Origin of the sequence: Acinetobacter soli (assembly GCF_000760595.1) — a bacterium.
Classification (GTDB): domain Bacteria; phylum Pseudomonadota; class Gammaproteobacteria; order Pseudomonadales; family Moraxellaceae; genus Acinetobacter; species Acinetobacter soli.
This window is the reverse complement of record NZ_BBNM01000004.1, coordinates 73283-98452: the sequence shown is the minus strand read 5'-3', so window position 1 is coordinate 98452 and position 25170 is coordinate 73283. Positions and strand designations below refer to the sequence as shown.

General features: G+C 42.4%; 22 protein-coding genes. 10 read left to right on the top strand and 12 right to left on the bottom strand.

Annotated features, from left to right (window positions below; all coding sequences use genetic code 11):
* Positions 1-369: 369 nt before the first annotated feature.
* Both Aso01_RS06400 and Aso01_RS06395 read right to left on the bottom strand, forming a co-directional pair.
* Positions 370-2040, bottom strand: coding sequence for an FMN-binding glutamate synthase family protein (locus tag Aso01_RS06400; protein ID WP_004937334.1), 1671 nt, complete (start codon positions 2038-2040; stop codon positions 370-372).
* A gap of 114 nt (positions 2041-2154) precedes the next feature.
* A complete protein-coding gene (locus tag Aso01_RS06395; protein ID WP_004937337.1) occupies positions 2155-3321 on the bottom strand; it encodes a ribosomal protein uL16 3-hydroxylase in 1167 nt (388 codons plus the stop codon).
* Positions 3322-3580: 259 nt separating this feature from the next.
* Here Aso01_RS06395 and Aso01_RS06390 point away from each other — a divergent pair, with 259 nt between their 5' ends.
* Positions 3581-4894: a CitMHS family transporter gene (locus tag Aso01_RS06390; protein ID WP_004937339.1), complete on the top strand. Its 1314-nt coding sequence runs from the start codon at positions 3581-3583 to the stop codon at positions 4892-4894.
* 87 nt (positions 4895-4981) lie between these two features.
* Here the strand turns inward: Aso01_RS06390 and Aso01_RS06385 are convergent, their stop codons facing one another.
* Complete coding sequence (locus Aso01_RS06385) at positions 4982-5569, bottom strand: Maf family protein (protein WP_004937340.1); 588 nt, start codon at positions 5567-5569, stop codon at positions 4982-4984.
* 5 nt (positions 5570-5574) lie between these two features.
* Positions 5575-5958, bottom strand: coding sequence for a DUF2237 family protein (locus Aso01_RS06380; RefSeq protein WP_039909918.1), 384 nt, complete (start codon positions 5956-5958; stop codon positions 5575-5577).
* Between the two features lie 155 nt (positions 5959-6113).
* Between Aso01_RS06380 and Aso01_RS06375 the strand changes: the two genes are divergently transcribed.
* From Aso01_RS06375 to Aso01_RS06360, 4 genes are all read left to right on the top strand, one after another.
* Positions 6114-7301, top strand: a complete 1188-nt coding sequence (locus Aso01_RS06375) for a phosphoglycerate kinase (RefSeq protein ID WP_004937344.1) — start codon at positions 6114-6116, stop codon at positions 7299-7301.
* 120 nt (positions 7302-7421) lie between these two features.
* Positions 7422-7706: a hypothetical protein gene (locus Aso01_RS06370; protein ID WP_004937345.1), complete on the top strand. Its 285-nt coding sequence runs from the start codon at positions 7422-7424 to the stop codon at positions 7704-7706.
* A 121-nt stretch (positions 7707-7827) separates the two neighbouring features.
* The gene (fba, locus tag Aso01_RS06365; protein WP_004937347.1) at positions 7828-8865 is read left to right on the top strand and encodes a class II fructose-bisphosphate aldolase; all 1038 of its coding nucleotides are present in this window, start codon (positions 7828-7830) and stop codon (positions 8863-8865) included.
* Positions 8866-8925: 60 nt separating this feature from the next.
* Positions 8926-9777: an EamA family transporter gene (locus Aso01_RS06360; protein WP_004937350.1), complete on the top strand. Its 852-nt coding sequence runs from the start codon at positions 8926-8928 to the stop codon at positions 9775-9777.
* A gap of 47 nt (positions 9778-9824) precedes the next feature.
* On the opposite strand, the gene nfsB is transcribed toward Aso01_RS06360, so the two are convergent.
* The 3 genes from nfsB to Aso01_RS06345 all read right to left on the bottom strand — a co-directional run bounded on the left by nfsB (position 9825) and on the right by Aso01_RS06345 (position 11822).
* On the bottom strand, positions 9825-10478 hold the full coding sequence (gene nfsB / locus Aso01_RS06355; RefSeq protein WP_039909919.1) for an oxygen-insensitive NAD(P)H nitroreductase: 654 nt from the start codon (positions 10476-10478) through the stop codon (positions 9825-9827).
* A gap of 96 nt (positions 10479-10574) precedes the next feature.
* Complete coding sequence (locus Aso01_RS06350; protein WP_004937353.1) at positions 10575-11294, bottom strand: UDP-2,3-diacylglucosamine diphosphatase; 720 nt, start codon at positions 11292-11294, stop codon at positions 10575-10577.
* Between the two features lie 18 nt (positions 11295-11312).
* On the bottom strand, positions 11313-11822 hold the full coding sequence (locus Aso01_RS06345) for a peptidylprolyl isomerase (RefSeq protein WP_004937354.1): 510 nt from the start codon (positions 11820-11822) through the stop codon (positions 11313-11315).
* A gap of 167 nt (positions 11823-11989) precedes the next feature.
* Here Aso01_RS06345 and Aso01_RS06340 point away from each other — a divergent pair, with 167 nt between their 5' ends.
* Positions 11990-13714 carry a glutamine--tRNA ligase/YqeY domain fusion protein gene (locus Aso01_RS06340; protein ID WP_004937356.1) on the top strand — a complete coding sequence of 575 codons (1725 nt, stop codon included), beginning with the start codon at positions 11990-11992 and terminating at the stop codon, positions 13712-13714.
* Between the two features lie 113 nt (positions 13715-13827).
* Here the strand turns inward: Aso01_RS06340 and Aso01_RS06335 are convergent, their stop codons facing one another.
* Positions 13828-14367, bottom strand: coding sequence for a lecithin retinol acyltransferase family protein (locus tag Aso01_RS06335; RefSeq protein ID WP_004937358.1), 540 nt, complete (start codon positions 14365-14367; stop codon positions 13828-13830).
* Positions 14368-14521: 154 nt separating this feature from the next.
* Between Aso01_RS06335 and Aso01_RS06330 the strand changes: the two genes are divergently transcribed.
* Together Aso01_RS06330 and Aso01_RS06325 are read left to right on the top strand one after the other, a co-directional pair.
* Positions 14522-15301 carry a phosphodiester glycosidase family protein gene (locus Aso01_RS06330; protein ID WP_004937360.1) on the top strand — a complete coding sequence of 260 codons (780 nt, stop codon included), beginning with the start codon at positions 14522-14524 and terminating at the stop codon, positions 15299-15301.
* Between the two features lie 318 nt (positions 15302-15619).
* Positions 15620-15817, top strand: a complete 198-nt coding sequence (locus Aso01_RS06325; RefSeq protein ID WP_004937361.1) for a DUF2536 family protein — start codon at positions 15620-15622, stop codon at positions 15815-15817.
* Between the two features lie 11 nt (positions 15818-15828).
* On the opposite strand, the gene fdhD is transcribed toward Aso01_RS06325, so the two are convergent.
* The 4 genes from fdhD to Aso01_RS06305 all read right to left on the bottom strand — a co-directional run bounded on the left by fdhD (position 15829) and on the right by Aso01_RS06305 (position 20794).
* Positions 15829-16653 carry a formate dehydrogenase accessory sulfurtransferase FdhD gene (fdhD, locus tag Aso01_RS06320; protein WP_004937363.1) on the bottom strand — a complete coding sequence of 275 codons (825 nt, stop codon included), beginning with the start codon at positions 16651-16653 and terminating at the stop codon, positions 15829-15831.
* Positions 16640-19030 carry an FdhF/YdeP family oxidoreductase gene (locus Aso01_RS06315; RefSeq protein ID WP_004937365.1) on the bottom strand — a complete coding sequence of 797 codons (2391 nt, stop codon included), beginning with the start codon at positions 19028-19030 and terminating at the stop codon, positions 16640-16642. Before Aso01_RS06315 ends, fdhD begins: the two co-directional genes overlap by 14 nt.
* A 149-nt stretch (positions 19031-19179) precedes the next feature.
* Positions 19180-20202, bottom strand: a complete 1023-nt coding sequence (locus Aso01_RS06310; protein WP_004937367.1) for an ABC transporter substrate-binding protein — start codon at positions 20200-20202, stop codon at positions 19180-19182.
* 1 nt (position 20203) lies between these two features.
* Positions 20204-20794: an ANTAR domain-containing response regulator gene (locus tag Aso01_RS06305; RefSeq protein WP_039910053.1), complete on the bottom strand. Its 591-nt coding sequence runs from the start codon at positions 20792-20794 to the stop codon at positions 20204-20206.
* Between the two features lie 442 nt (positions 20795-21236).
* On the opposite strand from Aso01_RS06305, the gene Aso01_RS06300 reads away from it, so the two are divergent.
* Both Aso01_RS06300 and nirB read left to right on the top strand, forming a co-directional pair.
* Positions 21237-22583 (top strand): MFS transporter, encoded by a 1347-nt coding sequence (locus Aso01_RS06300; protein WP_004937372.1) that lies wholly within the window; start codon positions 21237-21239, stop codon positions 22581-22583.
* A 39-nt stretch (positions 22584-22622) separates the two neighbouring features.
* Entirely contained in the window at positions 22623-25166 is a 2544-nt protein-coding gene (gene nirB / locus Aso01_RS06295; RefSeq protein WP_004937374.1) for a nitrite reductase large subunit NirB, read from the top strand.
* The last annotated feature ends 4 nt before the right edge of the window (positions 25167-25170 follow it).

Sequence of the window (25170 nt, the reverse complement as noted above, 5' to 3'; positions counted from 1 at the left end):
TATTCATTGTATGTGTATTCTCTATCTAAAATGATTAAATTTAATAGTTTATCTATTTCATTAATCTATGATGTTTTGATAGTTCGAATGATAAGCACAATGTGATTTAAATTTGTGCTACATGAGATATCAAACATTAAGTCTCGCTGATATGAACTTTCATTTTAAATAGAATGATTAAGTCAAAAGCGAAAGATTTTAAGTTAAATAAGATTTTGCAGCGTAATTTTTATTGTTTTGAACGAGCAGATCAATTGCGATAAGACGTACTGTGTTATTTAAGTCGTCATACCTTGATATCTGTACCTCTAAAAAAGTAAGGCGCAATCAAATCAAGTGATTAGATGCGCCTGATGGATGGTGTGCTTTTTAAAAATGATCGGCCATCGCCATATTCCACATTCTGTAGTAAAAGTTTTCGTCATCTTTTTCATGGCAGTCGAGAAGTTCTCCACCTTTGAAAAAGAAGTGTAACTGAGCATAGTTTTTGATCTCGCGATCATTCACTCGCTGTGCTAAATGATGTGCCTTAATTTCTGACGGATGTTGTAAACCAGAAGCTGCGATAATTTCGGCCAGTGCATGCAAGGTATTTTTTTGAAAGTTAAATACACGTTCAGCTTTAGTCGGTACATGGATGGCTTTTTGACGATCTTTGTCTTGGGTTGCGACGCCTACGGGGCATTGATTCGTATGGCAACTTTGGGCCTGAATGCAGCCAACGGCAAACATAAAGCCACGCGCAGAGTTGACCCAGTCTGCTCCTAATGCAAGCGTACTGGCAATATCGAAACCACTGATAATTTTTCCACTGGCGCCAATTTTAATTTGATCTCTTAATCCTGCACCGACCAAGGTATTGTGTACAAATAAAAGGCCTTCTCTGAGCGGTGTACCAATATAATCACTAAATTCGATCGGTGCCGCACCTGTACCGCCTTCAGAGCCATCCACCACAATAAAGTCTGGCACAATTTTGGTTTCCAGCATTGCTTTAACAATGCCCATAAATTGCCAAGGCTGACCAATACATAGTTTGAATCCGACCGGTTTGCCGCCAGAGAGTTCACGTAACTGCTGTATGAAGTGCATCATTTCAATAGGTGTATTAAACGCAGAGTGTTTTGGTGGGGAAATACAATCTTGGTCGCGAGACACACCACGAATTTGTGCAATTTCTTCAGTAATTTTATGCTTAGGTAAAATGCCACCATGGCCGGGCTTTGCGCCTTGAGAGAGTTTGATTTCAATCATTTTAATTTGTGGAAGTTCGGCCTGTTGTTTGAATTTTTCAGGATCAAATTTTCCATCAGGCGTACGGCAACCAAAGTAGCCGCTGGCAATTTCCCATACAATGTCACCCCCATATTCAAGATGATACGGGCTTAAACTACCTTCACCGGTGTCATGATAAAAGTGACCCATTTGAGCGCCTTTATTGAGCGCACGAATTGCATTGGCGCTCAAGCTGCCAAAGCTCATCGCAGAAATATTCATGATCGATGCGCTGTAGGGTTGGGTGCATTGAGCATTACCAATGTTAATACGAAAACTTTTGATATCCGCAGGTGGGCATGGAACCAGTGAATGCACCATAAAGCGGTAATCTTTTTGATAGACATCGATAATCGATCCAAACGGTTTATCTGCATTTTGGTTTTTGGCGCGCTGGTAAACTAAACTTCGCTGCATGCGTGAAAAAGGCAAGGCATCTTGATCTGATTCAATAAAATACTGACGAATTTCAGGGCGAAAATCTTCAAATAAAAAACGAAAATGACCCATGATGGGATAATTTCTTAAAATAGAGTGTTTGCTTTGAAGTACATCGTATAATCCAACCACACTTAAAATGCTGGTGATGACCCAGATTACATTTAAAACAGTATCGGAAATAAAATAATACAGATAATGGGGTGTGTGGGTGAAATGGAACCATGAAATACTGATTGCAACCAGCATACATAGAAACCAGACAGAGTGCCGCGAGAAGAAAGTATTGAGTAATTTATGACGAATGATTTGCGCCGGGCTAGCCATTTCAAGCAATTTCCTTGATTTTTGTTCTATGTTTAACTTGCCAAGAACAATCAGGAAGCTCAAGTAACGAATTGTTAGTGCGAAGAATTATGTCAATTCTTCGCACTTTTAATTTTATTCTTCTTCAGGTGGTAGCAGCATTAAGACCGAATCATTTAACAACTGTGCTAGATCTTCAAGAAATTCATCATGATCAAATTGCGCATCAAACGTTAATACCTGACCATCTGCAAGTGCTTTTAGCAGTGGGGCAAACCTATCATCGATACAACACGCTTCACCATTGGCCCAAAACAGTAACTGATCATCCTGTTGGGTATAAAGCAATCGAGATGCAGGCTCCAGACATAGCTCATAACCCGTTGACAAAATTTCGCGTAAGTCATCGGCTTCAATTTCGTCAGGTTCTGGAATGTTATCTGGATACTTAGGTTCAGACATCAGCGCAACTAAGGCGTGTTCAAAGTCGCTTGAATGCTGAAGCTGATCGAGTACTTTGGCCTTTAAGTAAGCCAGCTCGTTACTGGTCATTTCTCCAATCTGGCCCACCTGATCTCGCATGATATCAATCACGGGATTTTTGAGTAAGGCGTTGTCTGCAAATCGATCGCTCACTCGATCCATCATGGTCGCAACGTTTGGCATACGAAAGCCAAACGAAAAAGTGAGGCAGTCATCTTCTGCAACGCCATAATGCGACAGCCCAGGTGGTACGTACAGTAAATCGCCTGGCGCTAAAACTTCACCAAAGTGAACATCCATTTCTGGTAATAACTTGAGGGGCTGACCTGCGACAAACGCTGTGTTTTCATCGCACATTTGCCCAAGTTGCCAACGGCGATGACCGTATCCCTGAACCAGAAAAACATCATAAAAGTCGAAATGCTGGCCTACTGAGCCACCTTTAGGTGCGTAAGACACCATAATGTCATCTCGTCGCCACTGTGGAATAAATGGAAATTTTTTCCAAAGTTCTGCCAGATCAAAAGAATAATGGTCTACAGCCTGAACCAACAGTGTCCAGAGCTTTGGTAATTTCTGAAAATCACCCTTAATCAGTGGAGATGATTTGACACTCCATTGGTTTGGATCTTTATCTTTTTGCTTAATGAGACGAGCACTGACTGTTTCCTCTAGGGCCAGTTCTTTCACATCATCAGGTTCAAGAATATTGATAATTTCAGGCATGGCGTTGCGAACCAGCAATGGTTTTTTTTGCCAATACTCATTTAAAAATTGTTCTGCGGTGATTCCGCCTAAGACCTGAAGTGGGCTGGACATTAATTGCCTCGATAAAAATGTTTATAGAATACAATCTGAAGAGATATGTAACTGTGATAGATATTTTACATTAACTAAATTTTTCAATCGTACAAACTTTATGCATTAGCTCAAGGCATTTACGTTTTTCTAAACAAATTGATATTTTTTGCTTATCACAATAACCATTCGTATATTAGTATTTTGATTGCTTTATTCTATTTTAAGCATATTTTAAGTTTTTTATGATTTGGGAATATTGGTTTTATAGGATGTAAATATGCTAACGCTGATTGGACTGTTGATAATTATTACAATTGTTGCCTTACTGATGACGGGTAAATCTAACCCTATTTTGGCCATGTCAATTATTCCACTGATTGGAGCTTTAATTGCAGGATTTTCCATAAGTGAAATTTCTACTTTTTTTGAAGCGGGAATGATGAAGGTGACAAAAGTTGCCGTGATGTTTTTATTCGCAATTTTATTTTTTAGTATTTTAAAAGAATTGCATATTTTTGATCCGATGATTCGGCATTTAGTCAAGTTAACACGTGGAAATGTGGTTTTAGTTGCCATGATGACGGCACTGATTGCAGCAATTGTTCATCTTGATGGCTCAGGTGCTGCTACATTTTTGATTATTATTCCAGCTTTATTACCTTTATATAAAAAGTTAGGTATGAGTCCTTATCTAATGCTACTGCTCATGGCGGGTAGTATGGGAATTATGAACATGGTGCCTTGGGGTGGACCACTGGGACGAGCTTCTGCGGTTACAGGAATTGAAGCCTCTATATTGTGGCAAAATATTATTCCAGTACAAATTGTTGGAATTATTGGAATGATAGCTTTTGCCGCAATCATGGGGCTACGAGAGAAAAAGCGTATTCAGGCGGCCGCGATAAATGGAACCACGCCATTTGAGCAAGATTGTACTTTAAGCGACTTGGCAGAAGATACAGATGATGGGGAAGCTCGTAAACCTAAAAATTTTTGGTTTAACATTGCGCTGATCTTGATTTCAATTATTTGTCTGGCTTTCGGTTTATTTTCAGCACCCTATGTATTTATGATTGCATTATCTTTAGTGCTGTTGGTGAATTTTCCAAGACCAAGACAACAAGTTGAAGTAATATCACGTCATGCACCTCAAGCCTTAAATATGGTTGCCATTATTTTTGCTGCAGGCGCATTTCTTGGAATCCTTTCAGAGTCGGGTATGCTCAAAGCGATTGCCTTGGATTTAATTCATATATTACCTCCGACTTGGGTTGGAAGCTTGCATATCGCTGTCGGTCTTTTGGGTGTGCCACTCGATATTTTTACCAGTACAGATGCTTATTATTTCGCACTATTACCCGTAATTGGTGAAGTAACTGCGACTGCTGGTGTATCTATTGACTCTGTTGTTTATGCAATGGCTATTGGCAATAATGCGGGGACATTTGTAAGCCCATTTTCACCGGCAACATGGCTGGCGATGGGACTTGCTGGCACAGATATGGGGAAGCATCTTAAGTATTCATTTGGTTGGATCTGGCTTGTCGGATTATTTGTCGTTGCTGTAGGTTATTTTATGGGGCTTTATTAAGCATATATTTAGACCTAGATCTAATCTATGAGGAAAAGCATTCAGAAACGATGGTTTCTAAATGCTTTTTTTGGTTTTAAATCTGATTTAGGGCAACTGAATATTCAATTGACGTAAATATTTACAAAGCGTTATTAATGGTAATCCCATCAGCGTGGTTTGATCTGATCCTTGCATCGATTCAAATAAGCTGATGCCTAGTCCTTCACATCGAAAACTCCCTGCACACTGTAAAGGTTGCTCGGTGGCGACATAGCGCTCGATTTCAGCATCGGTCAATACTCTAAATTTTACCTGATAATGCTCGATAAGCGTGTGTTCAAAACCTGAAGCTCTATGTTGTATGCTCAAACCTGTACTAAAACACACCGTTTGACCCGAATTTTGCTTGAGCTGTGCAATGGCATTTTCAGCGCTCAGCGGCTTTCCGATAAATTGATCGGGCTGATGAATACGCCATGCAACCTGATCTGAACCAATCACTACAGCATTTGGATAGTTTTTTGCAATATGCTGTGCTTTCTCGTAGGCCAAACGAGATGCGAGTTGATCGGCATGTGTTTCGCCACGTGGTGTTTCGTCAATATCTGGAGATAGGGCAGTATAGGTGATGCCCAAACGATCCATTAATGCTTTACGGGTCTGACTGCTCGACGCCAAAATAATTTGCTGCATGGTGCTTAAACCGCGTAGTCGAGCAAGATATCTAAGGGAACATAACTCAGCACCGATTGATGACACGCATGTAATTTCACATTGGGCGCTTTGCCTGCCTGATAGGCTTCCACCCAGCGAGACACACAGATACACCAGAAATCACCAGGTTTTAAGCCCGGAAAACCAACTTCTGGTAGCGGCGTAATCAAATCATTGCCGACTTTTTGTGAAAAGCTCAAAAACTCCGAGGTCATTTCTGCACAAACAGTATGTTGACCGAGGTCTGTTGTGGCTGTATGGCAAAATCCATTTCGGAAATACCCTGTAATTGGATCGAAACAACAGCTTGCCAACGGTTCGCCAAGTACGTTTAACTTATTAATTTTTGGATCTGGATGAATAGACATAAGGCTTTGCATCGTAATTTCGTAGTACAACTCCATCTATCATAATGAAAATGAAGACGTTCGACAGCTTTTCTATAAAAAAACTCACTTTTTTTATCATAATCATTTAAAATGTCGCCATTTATAATTTTCATAAGAGTAAAAGAGAGCACTCAATGAACTTTAAGCGTATGACGGACCTCGACTTAAATACAAAACGAGTATTAATTCGTGAAGATTTAAATGTACCCGTAAAAAATGGTCAAATTACCAGTGATGCCCGTTTACGTGCTGCATTGCCTACCATTCAAGCTGCATTGGCTCAAGGTGCTGCAGTCATGGTGTGTTCTCATTTGGGGCGTCCTGTTGAAGGTGAACCTAAAGCCGAGCAATCGTTGGCTCCAGTCGCTGAGTATCTTTCTAAGGCGCTTGGGCAAGACGTTAAACTTTTGACAGATTACCTCGAAGGTGTTGAGGTCGCGTCAGGTCAAGTGGTTTTGCTTGAAAATGTGCGCTTTAATCATGGTGAAAAGAAAAATAATCCTGAACTTGCTCAAAAATATGCAGCACTTTGCGATGTATTTGTAATGGATGCCTTCGGTACAGCGCACCGTGCAGAAGCGTCGACAGAGGGCGTTGCACGTTTTGCACCGGTTGCAGCGGCAGGGCCATTGTTGGCAGCTGAACTTGACGCTTTGGGCCGTGCTATGGAAACTCCTGAAAAACCAATGGTCGCAATTGTAGCGGGTTCGAAAGTGTCGACGAAGCTTGATGTGCTCAATTCACTCTCTACTATCTGCGATCAGTTAATTGTAGGTGGTGGTATTGCCAATACTTTCCTCGCTGCAGCGGGCTACAATGTAGGCAAGTCACTTTATGAAGCTGATCTGATTGAAACGGCAAAAAGTATTGCCGCTAAGGTGAGTGTGCCATTACCAACTGATGTGGTCGTAGCAGACGCTTCACAAATTCATTTTGACGATTTCCTAGGCTCACTTGCCTCAGCACAAGCGACGATCAAGCCAGTAAGTGATGTTGCTGACAACGACATGATTTTAGATGTTGGCCCAGACACAGCAAAAGCATTTGCTAAAATTTTAGAAGCGTCTAAAACCATTTTATGGAATGGCCCTGTGGGTGTATTTGAAGTCGATCAATTCGGCGAAGGCACCAAGGCTTTATCTACAGCCATTGCTGAATCTGCAGGTTTCTCGATTGCAGGTGGTGGTGATACATTAGCAGCAATTGACAAATACAACGTTGCAGACAAGATTAGCTATATTTCAACAGGTGGCGGTGCCTTCCTTGAGTTCGTTGAAGGTAAAACTCTACCAGCAGTAGCTGTATTGCTCGAACGCGCTTAATCGCTCACTTGCTTAAAAAAACCGGCCTGAAGGCTGGTTTTTTTTCATATGAGATTCATCGAACTGTCATATATCTGCAATAAAATCTGTCCAACGAATCACCCGTGATGAGACAATCTGATGAAGTTAAACATTCTACTCGCTGCGTTAATTATTGCACCATTAACATTGACTGCATGTTCTAAAAAGAACGATGCACCGGCAGCACAGCAAGGACAGTCAGCACCAGCAGATGAAAAAGTGACACCAGAGCAGCAAGCTGCAATTGATGCTTTGGATAAGCCCGTTATGGATGAAAAAAATACAGATATTCCAGAGTCTGTTTCGAATGCGCCGGCAGATGCAGCGACACCTGCTGCTGAAAATGCTGGAGCAACTGAGCAGAATCAAGAAAAAGCCAAGTAATACGCTTTGATTTTATAAAAGTCCCTGCAAATACAGGGATTTTTTTTTGAAATTGTGTGATTTGTTGCTGAATTGAAATACATGACACTGTAGAATAGGTGCCACTACCTGGGAGGATATTATGGCACTTATCTCATTGCGCCAGCTCTTGGATCACGCTGCAGAACATAACTACGGCGTACCAGCGTTTAATGTAAACAATCTTGAGCAAATGCGCGCGATCATGTTGGCAGCGGATGAAACCAACTCACCTGTAATTGTTCAAGCTTCGGCAGGTGCACGCAAATATGCAGGCGCTCCATTTTTACGTCACTTGATTTTGGCAGCAATCGAAGAATGGCCACATATTCCGGTGGTAATGCATCAAGACCATGGAACCAGCCCTGATGTATGTCAGCGTTCGATTCAGTTGGGCTTTAGCTCGGTCATGATGGATGGATCACTTGGTGCAGATGGTAAAACGCCAACGTCTTATGATTACAACGTCGATGTAACACGTCGTGTTGTTGAACTCGCGCATGCGTGTGGCGTATCTGTAGAAGGCGAAATCGGATGCTTGGGCAGTCTTGAAACTGGTCTTGCTGGTGAAGAAGATGGTGTCGGTGCAGAAGGTGTATTAGACCATTCACAGCTTTTGACTTCTGTTGAAGAAGCAACTCAGTTTGTTGCAGATACCAATGTCGATGCTCTTGCAATTGCAGTAGGTACTTCACATGGTGCTTACAAGTTTACCCGTCCACCTACAGGCGATATCTTGGCGATTGACCGCATTAAAGAAATTCATGCTGCGTTGCCAAATACACATCTTGTGATGCACGGTTCAAGTTCTGTACCACAAGACTGGTTGAAAATTATCAACGATAACGGTGGACAAATTGGCGAAACTTATGGTGTGCCAGTAGAGCAACTTGTTGAAGCAATCAAGCACGGTGTACGTAAAATCAACATCGATACCGATTTACGTTTGGCTTCAACTGGTGCAATTCGTCGTTTCATGGCGGAAAATCCTGCCGAATTTGACCCGCGTAAATATTTTGCAAAAACTGTTGATGCAATGAAACAAGTATGTATCGAGCGCTATCAATCATTTGGTACAGCAGGCAATGCAGACAAGATTCGTCCTATTTCTTTAGAAGCGATGGTAAGTCGTTATAAATAATTAGCTCGACGTTTTGAAAAGCCCACTTGTTGGGCTTTTCTTTTTTTATGAGGTAATACCATGGGATTAATTGTGTTGGCAGCATGTTGTAGCGTGCTGGTGTCTGTTTTACTCAAATTGCTCAAATCGAAAGGCTTTGAACCGCTTCAACTGATTGTCTGGAATTATGTAAGTGCCAGCCTGCTGTGCTTTTTATGGTTTCAGCCAGATATTGCGCATCTTTCTATTCAACACACGCCGTGGTGGTTAATTATCGTGTTAGCAATGGCATTGCCGAGCGTATTTTTATTACTTGCCAAGTCGTTACAGCACGCCGGTATCGTAAAAACTGAACTTGCACAGCGTCTTTCAGTGGTGTTGTCGTTGCTGGCCGCTTTTTTTATTTTTCATGAGGCCATGAGTACCTTTAAAGTACTTGGTATGGGATTAGGACTCATCGCGGTTGCCTTGATTGTGATGAGCAAAACCGAGCATGTTTCAGTCAACCATCGAAAAGCATGGAGCGGGTTGGTTGGTGTTTGGGCCGGATATGCACTAATTGATATTTTACTTAAATATACCAGCAGTTTAGGCCTGAAATTACCAATGACGTTGAATCTGGTATTCATCTTGGCATTCGTATTTTCCTTTGTTTATGCCTATGTATTTGCAAAACAAAACATGCAAATTAAAAATGTTTTGGGTGGTTTGCTACTTGGAGGTTTCAATTTTGCCAATATTGCGTTGTATGTTCAGGCACATGTGCTGCTCAAAGACAGTCCTGCGATTGTATTTGCAGGCATGAATCTGCTCGTTGTGGTATTTGGTGTGTTAAGTGGAATGATCATATTTAAAGAGCGTACCGATTGGAAAGCTGTGCTTGGTCTGATCTTGGGAGTTCTTGGAATTCTGTGCTTAGCGAAAGCCATGTAAATTGCTACATCGGACAGAGTGTTTTGCCCGATGAGCACTAGGTATCATTAAAGTGTGGTAAAAATAACTGCGTCATCGAGGCGAGATTTAGGTAATTGGGCATTGAAATCGCTTTCACTACGATAGCCTAGTGACACAATGACAGATGGGCGCAATCCTTTTTCAGCAAGTGCAAATTCCTGACTGATGATTTCTTCGTCGAATCCACCCATCGGCGTGGCATCGACGCCTTCTAAACCTGCCGCTAGTAAAAGCTGACCCAGCGCAATAAAGGTTTGATTTTCCATCCAGCCATAAAGATTTTGCTGCTCGTTTCGATAATATTCGACATAGCCTGCGCGAGTTTGACCTTGAGCTTCCTTGGCTTTTTCGTCTTTAAAACGTCCGTTCAAATCATCTTGTTTGAGTAGCTGCTCTAGATGTTCCTGTGTGACATCGGTACGCGTACAAAAAATAATGCTATGTGAAGCATCTAGTACCTTAGGTGCATTATAGGCATAACGACCTGTCAGTCCTTTGGCGATTCGTGTTTTGGCTTCTATGTTGTCTGCAATTAAAAAATGCCAAGGCTGAATATTAACCGATGACGGTGTTAAACGAAGAATTTCGAGTAAGCGTTGAAATTGGTGGTCTGGAATTTTTTTTGAAGCGTCGTACGCTTTTGTGGTGTAGCGCATTTGTGTGGCGTTTAATACATCCATCATTAAAACCTTTTAGTTACACTCAATAAATATGAAGCGAATCAAGGTTTTTAGCATAGCCTAAGCAGTTTTTCGTTTAAACCACTAAAATAAAATTTAGTGTATTGTCCACTCAATAAACTCATATTGTCCGTTTTCATGGACTTCTAAAATCATGGCGCATCCTTCTTTTTCACGCCAGTCACCCAGCACGATGCGAGTTTTGTCATAGGTATGATGGATTTGAGGACGGTGTGTATGTCCATGAATGAGAATATCGGGATATTGGAGTGCCTGATGAACGGCGGCATCGTTGACATCCATAATGTCATAGCTTTTTTGTTGTTTTTGATCGTGGCTTTTTTGCCGAAATCCATTTGCGAGTCTTTGTCTAAAGCTTAAAGGTGTACGTTTTAAAATCGCGATCAGTAAAGGATTACGGATAATCTTTTTAAAGCGTTGATAGGCAATATCATCGGTACAGAGTGCATCGCCGTGCTCAATTCGATAATGAACCCCTGCAATGTTTAATTCATAGACATCGGGGAGTAAAGTACCAGCAAATTGTTTTAAAAATTCAGCACCCACTGCAAAGTCTCGATTTCCAGCCTGAAAATAAACCTGATTTCCAGCTTGGTGAAATACAATCAGTGCAGCGACAATTTCATCTAGCCAAGGTGCGCTGTAGTCATCGCCAATCCAGGCATTAAACCAGTCGCCCATAATATAAAGCTGGGTGTTGCGGTCTTGATAGTGTATCAATAAATCTAAAAACCCTCGAACGAGTCGAGGGTGTTCAGGTGACAGATGCAAATCTGAGATAAACAGATAGGTCACGAATAGATCCGTCTAAAATTATTCAGCGATAATTTTAGCAGATTCAATCACAACATTTTCAAGAGGAACGTCGGCGTGGTAACCACGATTACCAGTACGAACACCTTTGATTGTGTTTACAACGTCTAAACCTTCAACAACTTTACCAAACACCGCATAACCCCAACCTTGCGCAGTTTTACCTGTATGGTTGAGGAATGAGTTGTTTTTAACGTTGATAAAGAATTGTGCAGATGCAGAGTGAGGCGCTTGGGTACGTGCCATAGCAATCGTGCCTTCGTCATTGCTCAAACCATTATCTGCTTCGTTTTCGATAGAATCGCGAGTGGCTTTTTCTTTAAAGTTTTCGTCCATGCCGCCGCCTTGGATCATAAAACCATCAATGACGCGGTGAAAAATCACGCCGTCATAGAAACCATCACGAACATATTCCAAGAAGTTAGCAACTGTTTTAGGCGCTTTTTCAGGGTTAAGCTCAAGAACAATACGACCTTTATTGGTGTTTAATTCGACTTGAGGAAAACTCATTACATAATCTCCTAATCATGGACACGAAAGCCATGGGTTTTTTGGTTGAGAGAAGCATAAGCAAACTGTAAACTACATGGCAAGTAAAAACGTAAAAATCTTTGTTAAAAAACAAAGATTGCTTTACATTCATTCAAAATTTAACGTGTAAGAAGTGAAATATCTATATGAAGCCAAATGATGTTGTTTCAACTGTGCCTAACTCTCCGACATCTACGCATGCACCTGTCGATTCTGCGCAGCAAGAACAACAGGCAGGCTTAGACTTTGTAAGACAAGTAATTACAGAGGATTTAAATGCTGGTCGTACCGAAACGGTGGTGACTCGTTTTCCGCCTGAGCCAAATGGCTACTTGCATATCGGACACGTCAAAGCCATCTGCTTGAACTTTGGTGTAGCAGAAGAGTTTGGAGGCTATTGTAACCTTAGATTTGACGATACCAACCCAGATGCTGAAGAACAAGAATACGTAGATGGGATTGCCAACGACGTAAAATGGTTAGGTTTCGACTGGCAAGGTGAGCCACGCTATGCATCGAGCTATTTTGATCAGCTTTACACGTGGGCCGTGCAACTGATTGAGCAAGGCGATGCTTATGTCGACTTGCAAACCCCTGAAGAAATCAAGCTAAACCGCGGTAACTTTGTTGAACCTGGTAAAAACTCACCTTATCGTGATGCAAGCGTTGCAGAAAATCTCGAACGTTTTGAAAAAATGCGTGATGGAACATATCCAGAAGGTCATGCAGTGTTACGCGCCAAGATTGATATGACTAGCCCAAATGTACATATGCGTGATCCGATCTTGTACCGAATTTTGCATTCAGAGCATCACCAAACAGGCAATACATGGAAAATTTATCCAATGTATGACTATGCGCATCCGTTGTCAGATGCCATTGAGGGTGTAACGCATTCACTATGTACGCTTGAGTTTCAAGATCACCGCCCATTTTATGACTGGATCATTGAAAAAGTTCACTCAAACGCAGTTCCACGTCAGTATGAATCTTCGCGTTTAAATGTGGATTACACTATTACATCTAAGCGTAAGCTTCGCCGTCTGGTTGAAGGTGGCTTTGTAAATGGCTGGGATGATCCACGTATGCCAACGGTTGTGGGAATGCGTCGTCGCGGGTTTACACCAGAAGGCTTACGTGATTTCTGTAAACGTGTGGGTGTGTCTAAAACAGACGGTATTGTTGATGTGGCCATGCTCGAGTTTTGTATTCGTCAGTCACTTGAAAATACTGCTGGCCGCGGTATGGCAGTGCTCAATCCATTAAAGGTGACCTTAACCAATTTGCCTGAAGCATTGGATCTTGTGCATGCCCGCCATCCAAATGTGGATATGGGTGACCGCGTGATTCCATTAACTTCTGAGCTTTACATTGACCGTAAAGATTTTGAAGAAGTACCACCAAAAGGCTTTAAACGTTTGGTACCAGAGGGCGAAGTGCGTTTACGCCATGCTTATGTCATTAAATGCGATGAAGTCATCAAAGACGCAAGCGGCGAAGTGATTGAGTTGAAATGCTCGATTGATCCAGATACTTTAGGTAAAAACCCTGAAGGGCGTAAGGTAAAAGGTGTGATTCACTGGGTATCTGCAACCAAAGGACTTCCTGCCGAAGTGCGTATTTATGACCGTCTGTTTACCGAAGCAGATCCTGAAACGGGTGATGATTTCTTGGAAAACCTGAATCCAGAATCACTAAAAGTAATGCAAGCTTATATTGAGCCCGCACTGGCAGAGGCTGCACCGGAGCAACGTTTCCAGTTTGAACGTGAGGGTTACTTTGTTGCAGATCGTTATGATCATACGCCTGAAAGACCAGTCTTTAACCGCATTTTAGACTTAAAAGACAGCTTTAAACCTGAGAAAAAATAAGGCGATAGCCTTATTTTTTCGCAAGGCTCCGCAGGGTAAAGTGATACAGCCTTATTTTTTCGCAAGGCTCCGCAGGGTAAAGTGCGACAGTTTTAGATTAAAAATAAGCTACTTTAGGGTAGCTTATTTTTTTGCTCATCTTTTAAAAGCAAATGATAGGGCGCTTTCATTTTTGCACGTTCACGCAATTTCTTTTTAATATACAGCACGATTGCAAAGCAGGTGGTCGCAATGGTCAAGAAAAAACTGTTCATATAACTCATAATTGAGCTGATATAGCCAATCGTGGTGAGTCGATTCATCATTTTTACAACTTGCGGACTGTCTTCAATACCGGTAATGGCCCAAGAGCATAAATGCTCGCAATTATTGAGTATGAGGTGATAGTGATTTTCATGCATGCGTGAGCGCATCCGCCTCACGACAATACGGCCTTTATATCGGGCGTGTTCGTAGTGACGGATATGAATTTTTTTACCATGAGAAAAATGACTTAAAGTGGTGATCTCGATCGGCTTTTTTTTAAATAGGTGAGCAAAGCCTGAATAATGGATCACGCGTCCACGTCCGGCATAAATACCATGGTGACTGTATCCAAAATGATAAACCACAAGATGCGAACCAATTGGATAGCGTTTGTTTGTGCGCTGCATGTGCTCCTAAACCAACAAAAATCTGTACATAGACTTAGGTGTGCCCAATTATAACCAAAAAAATGTGTCACTATTGTAAAAGCTGCAATACTTTGACGCTATATTCAAATCATTTGAGTCACTACATAGCAGTTGTAATCGGGAGCTAATTTAGATGCGATTTAAAAAGAAACAAATGATTTATATTTTTTCTTTTGTATTCATGTGTCTGAGTGTTCCCGCTTTTGCAAAGCTTGTACCTACCTATCGAGAAATACATAGTCAGCTCGGTGTTGATGCCATCGTCATACAGGTGAGCGATCTATCTAAGCTATCATTGGCATTAAATGATCCAGATACGCTCAAAAAATACGGCTCATTTTCTGCATTACAAAACAGTTTGCCAGCTTGCCAACATTTAGTTTTTGCAATGAATGCTGGTATGTATCATCGCGATCGTGAACCTGTAGGGCTTTATATTGAGGCAAATCAACAAAGAACTGCTTTAAATACCCAAGATGGATATGGCAATTTTTTTCTTCAACCCAATGGTGTGTTGGCTTGGAATGATCGCGAAGCAATTATTAAAACAACATCCGAGTTTACGAAGCGTGCATTTCATACAAAATATGCGACTCAGTCGGGGCCTATGCTTGTCATCAATGGAGACATTCATTCTAAATTCTTAGCAGATTCAGATTCTTTGAAGATTCGAAATGCAGTGGGTGTGAAAGACAATCAACTTTATTTTGTGATCACGCGTAATCGCGTCAATTTTTATGCGCTAGCTCGGCTTTTTAAAGATGAACTACAAATCGATAATGCGTTGTATTTAGATGGTTCAATTTCTAGTTTGTACTGGGCCGCACAGCAACGAAATGATCGCATTACACAGCTTGGGCCTCTACTGGCCTGGATTGATCCGGCGCAATGTGATTTTAAGAATCTGCATTAAATACGATATGAAAAAAGAAAGCCCGAACTCGCTCAAGTCGGGCTTTCTGTTTACTCATTAATTAGGGATCAATAAGTTTGATGAATTATACGCATTAAATGTTAAATGTAAAGTAAATCACGTTTTTTATGTTTTATGTTAATTGTATTGCTTCCTTTGTGATCTGATGAAGTGAAAGTATCACTGCATTAATCGGCATGTTAAGATAGTGTAAAGAGGCTCTTATGGATTAAAAACATCAGCAAGAATAAACATATAACAAGAAACTAAAAATGAATGGCATGTAACGCATTAAAACCGTTTAAGGAGTGAACAGTGATGCAACAGGTTAAAATTTTTGAAACCAAAGTGTTTAGTAAACTTGAAACCGATATCAATCACTGGATTGAATACGAATACAGTAAAAACAGGCGTGTCGAAATTAAATCGATTAGCCATGCTTATGTTGCATCCCATGAAGATTTTTATCATTACACCGCAATAGTGGCATATGACCTAAAACATGAGGGCGAATAGCCGCATCAAGTTTAGGTATAAACTGAAAAGCGCTCATTACGACAAAAGCTTGCCAAAGTTAGACCTGAACGCTTAGCTGTTTCTATAGCCAGTGTACTTGGTGCAGAAATAGTGGCCAGTAATGAGATATCAAGCTGGATGCATTTCTTAACCAGTTCATAACTTGCACGGCTGGTCATGACGACAAAGCCTTGGTTTAATGGAATCTTATGCTTGACCAAATAGCCAATCAGTTTATCTAGTGCATTATGCCGGCCAGCATCTTCAAACACCATAAGTACATCACCTTCACACACCCATGCTGCTGCGTGTGCACCACCAGTCACGGCACTAATGGGCTGTCGTTTTTGTAGCGAGATCATGGCTGCGGGAATCAATGACAGCCACTCTGTAGGAGCAGATATGGTAATTTTTGCTAAAGACGCATCCACTTGTTGCAGACTTTCAATACCGCAAAGTCCACAACCGGTTTGACCAATCAAAGAACGTCTATGTGCTTTTAATTGTGCAAAAGCTTCAGAAGCAATGGTGATGTGTATTTGATAACCCAGCGGACTTTTCTCAATGTCTAGATCATAAATCTGACGTACATGCTGAATAATGCCTTCGCTCAGACTAAAGCCAATTGCAAACAGATCCAGATTGACGGGAGTCACCATCATCACGGCATGTGATATACCGTTATAAATTAAAGCAACGGGATATTCTTCAACCACTTCGTCTAAACCCGTACTAATTTCATGATGACGATAGCGTGTCACCGAAACCGATTGATGGCCTTGAGAAAAAATGGATTCTCTCAAGGCGTCGATTTGATTAGATTCATCCATTGGCATGTTCGGGATCGACTTCTGCCGCCAGATTAAAGTTTTCAGGTGGTTGACCCGCATGTAAAATCACTGGAATGCTTTTCGATGCAGGAATCCGGGCGTGTTTATCGTGGCTACTTAAGGCAACTAAAGGGTTAGTTTCAGGATAATACGCAGCCAAACTACCGACAGGTACGTTATATGGCACAATACGGAAGCTTTTCACAATACGTTTTTGACCATCGGAAAACACACTTTCGATATCGACCCACTGATCTGCTTTGAAACCAGATGCTTGAATATCCTGTTCATTCATAAACAAAACACGGCGCTGACCAAAAACACCTCGATAACGATCATCAAGACCGTACAATGTCGTGTTGTACTGATCGTGAGAACGGGTAGTCATCAGGGTATACACTTTTGCATCCGGATAGGCATCGGCGTACTGGTGTTCTTTATCGGCATAAATTTCACTGAGTGGTGAAATGATAAACTGTGCCTTACCGCTGGCAGTATTCCATGTGTAGCTATTTGCTGGATGTTCGAGATGAAAACCACCCGGCTGATAAACGCGTTTATTGAAATCATGAAATTCATCAAACACTTCTGAAATTGCATCGCGGATACGATCGTAGTTTTCAATGTACCAGCGCCATTGAACAGGCGTTTCTTTGAGTGTCGCTTCTGCAATGCGTGCCACGATATCTGGTTCAGACAATAGATCAGATGAAATAGGCTGATTTGGCCCCGAAGATAAATGCACATTACTCATCGAATCTTCAACACTGATCGCTTGAGGTCCGTGTTTTTGCATGTCAATTTCAGTACGTCCCAAACAAGGCAGCATCAAGGCATCTTCACCGCACACCAAATGGCTTCGATTCATCTTGGTGGTAATATGTACGGTGAGTTTACACTTGCGTAGTGCATCTTGAGTAAAATGACTGTCGGGTGTCGCAACTGCAAAATTGCCACCGAGGGCAATAAAGACTTTTACGCGGCCATCGGCCATCGCTTTGATGGTTTCGACAACGCCCAATCCGTTTTCACGTGGGCTTTTTATTCCAAACACGCGATCTAAGCTATCGAGTAGTTTAGGTGCCGGACGCTCATTAATGCCTACCGTACGGTCACCCTGTACATTACTATGCCCGCGAATGGGTGCGAGTCCTGCTCCCGGCTTACCTAATAGGCCACGGCATAACACCAAGTTGGCAAGTAAATGAACGTTGGCTGTACCATGTCGATGTTGGGTAATGCCCATTCCCCAGCAAAAGATTGGGCGCTCAGATTGAATATAGAGCTTGGCGAGCGATTCAAGGTGGTCTGGGCTCAAGCCGGTATAACGATGAATCTCTGCCCATTCGGTACGATCTAGCTCGGCAAGCATGTCTGAAAAACCAATCGTTTGCTCCTCAATAAATGCTTGATCGAATAAACTTGGCTTTCCTTGTGCGACGGCTTGTTTATTCCATTCATGAGTATGTTTTAACAGACCAAACATAATCGCGTAATCCCCCCCAATACTCGGCTGGAAATAATAGCGACTGATCGGCGTGCTGCCGTTGGTCATCATTTCAAGTGGGGCTTGAGGGTCCTGAAAACGTTCTAGTCCGCGTTCTTTAAGCGGATTGAGTGCAACAATGGTGCCTCCACGTTTAGACACTTCTCGTAAAGTTGCGAGCATTCGCGGGTGATTGGTCCCCGGATTATGTCCAAAACTAAAGATCGTATCGGCCAGATCAAAGTCGTCTAGCGTTACAGTGCCTTTACCCAAACCAATGGCATCTTTTAAGCCCACACTGGTCGGCTCATGACACATATTGGAGCAATCTGGAAAATTGTTGGTACCGAAGCTACGTACAAAAAGTTGGTATAAAAAGGCGGCTTCGTTACTGGCGCGCCCAGAAGTATAGAAGGCAGCCTCGTTAGGGTTGTCGAGTGCTTGCAAATGTTTGGCGATCAGTTGAAACGCATCATCCCAAGAGATTGGCACATATTTGTCTGTTGCGGCATCGTATCGCATCGGGTCGGTAATACGCCCAACGTCTTCCAAATAGAAATCACTTTGTTCAGATAGCCAGCTTACAGTATGCGTTGCAAAAAACTCAGGCGTTACGCGCTTACTGGTGGCTTCAAATGCCACAGCTTTGGCGCCGTTTTCACAAAAGTTAAAAGTTTGCGTATCTTTTTTTTCTGGCCATGCACAGCCCGGACAGTCGAATCCGGTCGGCTGGTTAATATTGAGCAGAGAAATCGAACCTTTTTTAAAAGTTTCCTGCCGCTTCAGATTACGTGCAACACTGAGTAATGCGCCCCAACCACCAGCAGGCTGATCGTATGGTTCAATACGGGCATAGTTTGGATTATTTTCATCTGCCAATTTTTCTCTGCTGTCCATATCCTCGTCCTGATGCTTTTGCTAAGTTTTCATACTAAATCCATTTTTAACATATCGTTGCTAAAATTTGTAACGACTGCACACACATTCAACAAACTAACCCTTTGAACTACTGTTAATTAATTTGTTTGTGTCGAATAAAATGTACGTTAGTCTTCAAGTAATTGTCTTGCTGCCATGTGACTTTTTAAATCGATACATTGCTTGCTCAAGCGCTTTAGTGCTGTCTGCTCTAGATTCAAACCTTGCCAAGTTTGCATTTGTTCAAATAACCATTGCATATCGCTTTGTTTTGGCGCTGTATGGTCTAGAACCAAATGTCGAATAATTTTTTCTAGAGCATGGTATTTCTGTACATGAATCTCTTCGTTACATTGAAAGCGAATTACATTAAAGTCGATGAGCATTTGCCAGACCGGTTTGAAGTCCTCCAGTATTTCAAGCTCACGCTGAGCCTTGAGAATAGCAGCAGTAAGTGCACATAAGGTATTTGGATGATGTGATGCCCATTCATGCGTGACTGCCAATACTTTATCTGCAATTTCGGGAACAATATCGCGGCTGTGCGCTACAATTTGGCTCACACCTTCGACTTCACCTTGGGTATTCCATGGTTCACCTACACAAAAACCGTCTATGGCATGAGAAGAAATTGCCTCGACCATATACGGTGGCGGTAGGGTTTTTAACACAATATCTTGTGCCACACTTGGATCTGCAAGTGCAATCCATTCTCTTAAGCAATAGTGATGAATCGAATGATTAAACACATGCGCCAGATGAACCGGATGTCCTGCATGAAGATGCTGTACCAGTTTGTATGCCGATTGAAGCGGCGTATCTGCGGGTTGAATGTGTAAATCATGACTGAGCTTCTGGCTTAAGCTGATATAGGCACGATTAATACTTAAAACTAAAGGTGTTTTGAGCTGAATACCGATTTGGTCTTCGCCTACTGCCGCAGCAGGGAGCATGGCAGATAAACAATGTGCGGCATCTAAAATGCCAAAAGCCAGACGATCCCGCAAACTTGCCCATGAGGCTTCCTTAACCAAAGTAACATCAAGTCCGAAGTCATCAAAAAAACCGCGCTGTTTCGCCCAAAGTAGTGCAATACAATCCAGTAAAGGAATATAGCCAATATGCAGTTGTGTTTTTTCCAAGTGGCTCATGTTAGTCCTCTTTTAACTGGCTATTGAGTAATTGCTGGGCATCGATCAGCCGCCGTGCCATTTCACCGATCGTGATACGGTGACTCATGGCATTTTTGCGTAGTAACTGAAATGCGGTGTCTTCGGTCAGGCTGTGAAGCTGCATCAGAAGCACTTTGGCTTTTTCGATATCTTTTCGGTCTGCTAGCTTGAGCTTGGTTTCTTTTAAATCGCTTTCGAGCTGCTTATGCTTTTTAAACTGTTCAATCGAAATTTCAAGAATGATTTCCAAGCGTGCAGGGTCAATACCATCCACAATATAGGCAGTTACACCGGCATCGATGGCCTGTTTAATGGTTTCTTTGTTGCTGTTTTTGGTAAAGAGTACTGTAGGCAAATCAAAGTGACTGACGCAGCTTTCAATAATGTCACGATGTGGATGATCCATATCCAGTAAAATGACATCGGCCTGAAGATTTTCAAGCTTAAATGTATTCAAGTGGTCTAGCGGTAGACATGCCACCACATCAAAATCATGCGCACGCAAGTTTTGTTGAACAAATTCAGCGCGTTCAAGATCGTCATCAATCAATGCAATTTTTAATTTTGGCATAGGTCGTAGGGCATAATTTTTCGCATTTGCGAAACAGTGTAAGCGAAAATAATTGAAAAATTGCATAGCAAGATAAGTGCCACCTTAAAAAGAGTAAAATTTGGTGGTTATTTGTACTTCGATCTTATGAAGTGATCTGTTGTGGTGCATTGGCGTCTCGTCATGACGCATGTGCCGACTATTATTCGTTAAATAAGAAGCAAAAATCGACTGTTGTTCTTGTTTAAAAAGGTGAGCCATCAAAAAGCGAGCTTAAAGAAACGATTTTTAAATAAAAAAAGCATAAAACGAAAAACTGGCACATGCTTTGCATAGATATTACTGAGTCAAAGACGACTCTGTTTTAAAAAATTTGTAAGACGGCCAACGACGTCCGTTCTGATCGATTGCCAATACAGCGCAAGCTGTTTAGCCCATATTACGTTCAGTTCAGGAGAAGGCCATGTCTTCAAATTTAGATTTAACAGCAAAAAAAGCGACGAAAATAAATCTATTTAGTTTTAAAGTTCCAGCGATGCGAGCCTTCCATATGAGTTGGCTCGCTTTTTTTGTCTGTTTTTTTGCTTGGTTTGCATGTGCACCACTTATGCCGGTGATCGCAGGTGAATTTCACCTCACTAAAGATCAGATTGCCAATATCAATATTGCCGCCGTTGCGATTACCATTTTGGTTCGCCTTATTGTCGGGCCGCTGTGTGACAAATACGGCCCACGTAAAACCTATACTGCTTTATTGCTGATTGGCAGTATTCCTGTTTTTGGTGTCGCTGCTGCAAACAGTTATGAATCCTTCTTATTCTTTAGATTACTCATTGGTGCCATCGGGGCAAGCTTTGTCATTACCCAATATCACACCAGTATCATGTTTGCTCCAAATGTAGTGGGCACGGCCAATGCCACCACTGCGGGCTGGGGAAATGCGGGTGGTGGTGCTACACAAGCGTTAATGCCGCTTTTGCTTGCTGCACTGGTGATGTTTGGCGTAGAGCAAAGCATGGGCTGGCGTGTGGCCTTACTGGTTCCGGGTATGATGATGGTGATTGTAGGCCTGCTGTACTGGAAACTGACCCAAGACTGCCCACAAGGTAATTTTAAAGAACTTCGCGCACAAGGAGTTGCAGTCGGGAGCGATAAAAAAGGCGGTATGGCGATTTTGATGCATGCTGCACGTAACTATCGCGTCTGGATTTTATTTGGTGCCTATGCGGCGTGTTTTGGTATTGAAATCTTTATTCATAACATCGTAGCCATGTACTACGTCAATAACTTTAACTTTGGCCTTAAGGAAGCTGGATTTGCAGCGGGTATCTTTGGTTTGCTGGCTTTATTTGCCCGCGCACTCGGTGGCATTGTGTCCGATAAAGTAGCCATGAAAAAAGGCCTCGACGGTCGTACGAAAGTACTTTTTGTCATGATTTTGTGTGAAGGTCTATTTCTGGTTTTATTCTCTCAAATGAATACCCCGATGCTGGCGATTTTAAGTATGACCGTATTTGCATTGTTTACTCACATGGCATGTGGTGCAACCTATGCATTGGTTCCGTTTATCGATCGTGACGCGCTGGGTGGTGTTGCAGGCATCATTGGTGCTGGCGGTAACGTCGGTGCGGTTGCAGCGGGTTTCTTGTTAAAAGGCATGGTGGATATTCAAACCTGTTTGATGGTGTTGGGTGGTCTGGTGGTGGTGGCAGCAGGTTTTGTGATGCTGATTCGTTTTTCGGTCGAGCATAAGGTGAAAGAACAGCTTCTTTTTGAGCAAGCCGTTCTTGAACGAAACAACCTTGCATAACCAGAACTGACCTATCTTATATCTATTCGGAGAATACCCATGAAACTTGTCATGATTGGCCACGGTATGGTCGGGCACAAATTTATCGAAAGCTTGATGGAAAAAGCAGATGATGAAATGGAAGTCACCATTTTGGCCGAAGAGCCGCGAATTGCATATGACCGAGTGCATTTGAGCGAATACTTTAGCGGTAAAAGCGCCAAAGACCTTTCCCTTGCGCGCATGGATTTTGCCGATGCCTACGGTATTGATTTACGCTTAAATACTCGCGCAACCGCAATTGACCCTGTTGAAAAAACAGTGACCACATCTGCCGGTGATGTCATTGCTTATGACAAACTCATTTTGGCAACTGGATCTTATGCATTTGTACCACCAATTGCTGGAAATGACCGTTCAAACTGTTTTGTGTATCGCACCATTGAAGATCTAGATGCGCTTCGTGCTGCAAGCTTGAAGGCTAAATCTGGTGTGGTGATTGGTGGCGGTTTATTGGGGCTTGAAGCCGCCAAGGCATTACGCGATTTAAATCTTGAAACACATGTGGTTGAGTTTGCGCCGCGGTTGATGGCGGTACAAATCGACGACTTAGGTGGCAAGGTACTACGCCGTAAAATTGAAAACTTGGGGGTAAAAGTTCATACGCAAAAAGCTACGCAGTCAATTGAAGAGGGTGAAACCAGTCATCATGTGATGAAGTTTGCAGACGGTAGCTCACTTGAAACCGATATTGTTTTGTTTTCAGCCGGTATTCGTCCACGTGATGAATTAGCCAAAGCGTCTGGGCTTGCTGTTGGTGAACGGGGCGGTATCAAGATTAATCAATACTGCCAAACTTCAGATCCAAATATTTATGCCATTGGTGAATGTGCGCTTTGGGACAACAAAATTTATGGTCTTGTTGCGCCGGGGTATGATATGGCGCGTATAGCTGCCAAGCATGTACTGGATGAAAGTACTCATGGCTTTGCTGGCGCTGATATGAGTACTAAGCTCAAACTCATGGGTGTGGATGTCGCTTCGATTGGTGATGCACATGCCATGACACCCGATGCATTGAGCTATTTTTATGCCGATGAAGACGCACTCATTTATAAGAAAATTGTGGTCAATGCTCAAAAAACCAAACTGCTTGGCGCCGTATTGGTGGGCGATGCCAAAGAGTACAATGATTTATTACAAATGATGCTTAACGGTCTGGATTTACCAGATCAACCCGAAAGCTTGATTATCCCGGGATATGCTCAATCCGGTGCAGCTAAGGCAGGCGGCAGTGGTGTCGACTTACTTCCAGACAGCGCAACCATTTGCTCATGCAATAATGTGTCTAAAGCCGATATCTGTCAGGCCATTGAAGACGGCGCGACATCATTAGGTGCATTAAAGAAATGTACAAAAGCAGCTACAGCTTGCGGTGGTTGTGCCCCTTTAGTGACACAAGTACTTAAATCAGAGTTACAGCGTCAGGGCGTTACGGTGAATAATCACATTTGTGAGCATTTTGCTTACTCGCGCCAAGAGCTGTATCACTTGGTTCGTGTCAATGAAATCAAAACTTTCGATGATCTGATCCATCAGCACGGTCATGGATTAGGCTGTGATATCTGTAAACCGACGGTTGCCAATATTTTAGCCTCATGCTGGAACGACTTTGTCTTAAAACCGACTCATGCAGGTTTGCAAGACAGCAACGATTATTATTTGGGTAATATTCAAAAAGATGGCTCGTATTCGATTGTACCGCGCATGGCGGGCGGTGAAGTTACTCCAGATGGGTTAATTGCAGTCGGGCAAATCGCCAAAAAATATAATCTTTATACCAAGATCACCGGTGGTCAGCGTGTGGACATGTTTGGAGCACAGGTACATCAGTTGCCATTGATTTGGGAAGAGTTGATTGCGGCGGGTTTTGAGTCGGGTCATGCTTACGGTAAATCGCTGCGCACGGTCAAATCGTGTGTAGGCAGCACATGGTGTCGCTATGGTGTGGATGATTCGGTTGGTTTGGCGATCTTTCTTGAAAATCGTTACAAGGGCCTGCGCTCTCCACATAAATTAAAAATGGCAGTTTCTGGGTGTACTCGTGAGTGTGCAGAGGCCCAAGGGAAAGATGTCGGCGTCATTGCCACAGAAAAAGGCTGGAATCTTTATGTGTGCGGTAATGGCGGAATGAAACCACGTCACGCAGAACTACTGGCTTCGGACTTAGACACCGATACATTGATTCGTTATATCGACCGTTTCTTCATGTTTTACATTCAAACCGCAGATCGTTTACAGCGGACCAGTGTATGGCGCGACAACATGGAAGGTGGTCTAGATTATCTCAAAGCGGTTATTGTTCAAGATTCACTGGGTGTAGCGGACGAGCTAGAGCGCCGTATGTCGCATGTGATCAATACTTATCAGGACGAATGGCGTACAGCTGTGGAAGATCCTGAAGTACGCAAACGTTTCCAGACGTTCATCAACCAAAAAGAGCAACACGATCCACACATTCAGTTTACCCAAGAACGAGGTCAAATCCGTCCGCTTAAAGACAGCGAGCGTCATGAAGATCGTATTCCCATGGTTGAAGCATAAGGAG

Excerpts from the sequence above, each read along its gene's own strand:
- Aso01_RS06315 (WP_004937365.1), bottom strand. The coding sequence starts at position 19,030 with ATGGACAGCAGAGAAAAATTGGCAGATGAAAATAATCCAAACTATGCC.
- fba (WP_004937347.1), top strand. The coding sequence starts at position 7,828 with ATGGCACTTATCTCATTGCGCCAGCTCTTGGATCACGCTGCAGAACAT.
- Aso01_RS06305 (WP_039910053.1), bottom strand. The coding sequence starts at position 20,794 with ATGCCAAAATTAAAAATTGCATTGATTGATGACGATCTTGAACGCGCT.
- Aso01_RS06310 (WP_004937367.1), bottom strand. The coding sequence starts at position 20,202 with ATGAGCCACTTGGAAAAAACACAACTGCATATTGGCTATATTCCTTTA.
- Aso01_RS06400 (WP_004937334.1), bottom strand. The coding sequence starts at position 2,040 with ATGGCTAGCCCGGCGCAAATCATTCGTCATAAATTACTCAATACTTTC.
- Aso01_RS06360 (WP_004937350.1), top strand. The coding sequence starts at position 8,926 with ATGGGATTAATTGTGTTGGCAGCATGTTGTAGCGTGCTGGTGTCTGTT.
- Aso01_RS06345 (WP_004937354.1), bottom strand. The coding sequence starts at position 11,822 with ATGAGTTTTCCTCAAGTCGAATTAAACACCAATAAAGGTCGTATTGTT.
- Aso01_RS06380 (WP_039909918.1), bottom strand. The coding sequence starts at position 5,958 with ATGTCTATTCATCCAGATCCAAAAATTAATAAGTTAAACGTACTTGGC.
- fdhD (WP_004937363.1), bottom strand. The coding sequence starts at position 16,653 with ATGCCAATGGATGAATCTAATCAAATCGACGCCTTGAGAGAATCCATT.
- Aso01_RS06325 (WP_004937361.1), top strand. The coding sequence starts at position 15,620 with ATGCAACAGGTTAAAATTTTTGAAACCAAAGTGTTTAGTAAACTTGAA.
- Aso01_RS06370 (WP_004937345.1), top strand. The coding sequence starts at position 7,422 with ATGAAGTTAAACATTCTACTCGCTGCGTTAATTATTGCACCATTAACA.
- Aso01_RS06335 (WP_004937358.1), bottom strand. The coding sequence starts at position 14,367 with ATGCAGCGCACAAACAAACGCTATCCAATTGGTTCGCATCTTGTGGTT.
- Aso01_RS06340 (WP_004937356.1), top strand. The coding sequence starts at position 11,990 with ATGAAGCCAAATGATGTTGTTTCAACTGTGCCTAACTCTCCGACATCT.
- Aso01_RS06395 (WP_004937337.1), bottom strand. The coding sequence starts at position 3,321 with ATGTCCAGCCCACTTCAGGTCTTAGGCGGAATCACCGCAGAACAATTT.
- Aso01_RS06390 (WP_004937339.1), top strand. The coding sequence starts at position 3,581 with ATGCTAACGCTGATTGGACTGTTGATAATTATTACAATTGTTGCCTTA.
- nfsB (WP_039909919.1), bottom strand. The coding sequence starts at position 10,478 with ATGGATGTATTAAACGCCACACAAATGCGCTACACCACAAAAGCGTAC.
- Aso01_RS06375 (WP_004937344.1), top strand. The coding sequence starts at position 6,114 with ATGAACTTTAAGCGTATGACGGACCTCGACTTAAATACAAAACGAGTA.
- Aso01_RS06300 (WP_004937372.1), top strand. The coding sequence starts at position 21,237 with ATGTCTTCAAATTTAGATTTAACAGCAAAAAAAGCGACGAAAATAAAT.
- nirB (WP_004937374.1), top strand. The coding sequence starts at position 22,623 with ATGAAACTTGTCATGATTGGCCACGGTATGGTCGGGCACAAATTTATC.
- Aso01_RS06385 (WP_004937340.1), bottom strand. The coding sequence starts at position 5,569 with ATGCAGCAAATTATTTTGGCGTCGAGCAGTCAGACCCGTAAAGCATTA.
- Aso01_RS06330 (WP_004937360.1), top strand. The coding sequence starts at position 14,522 with ATGCGATTTAAAAAGAAACAAATGATTTATATTTTTTCTTTTGTATTC.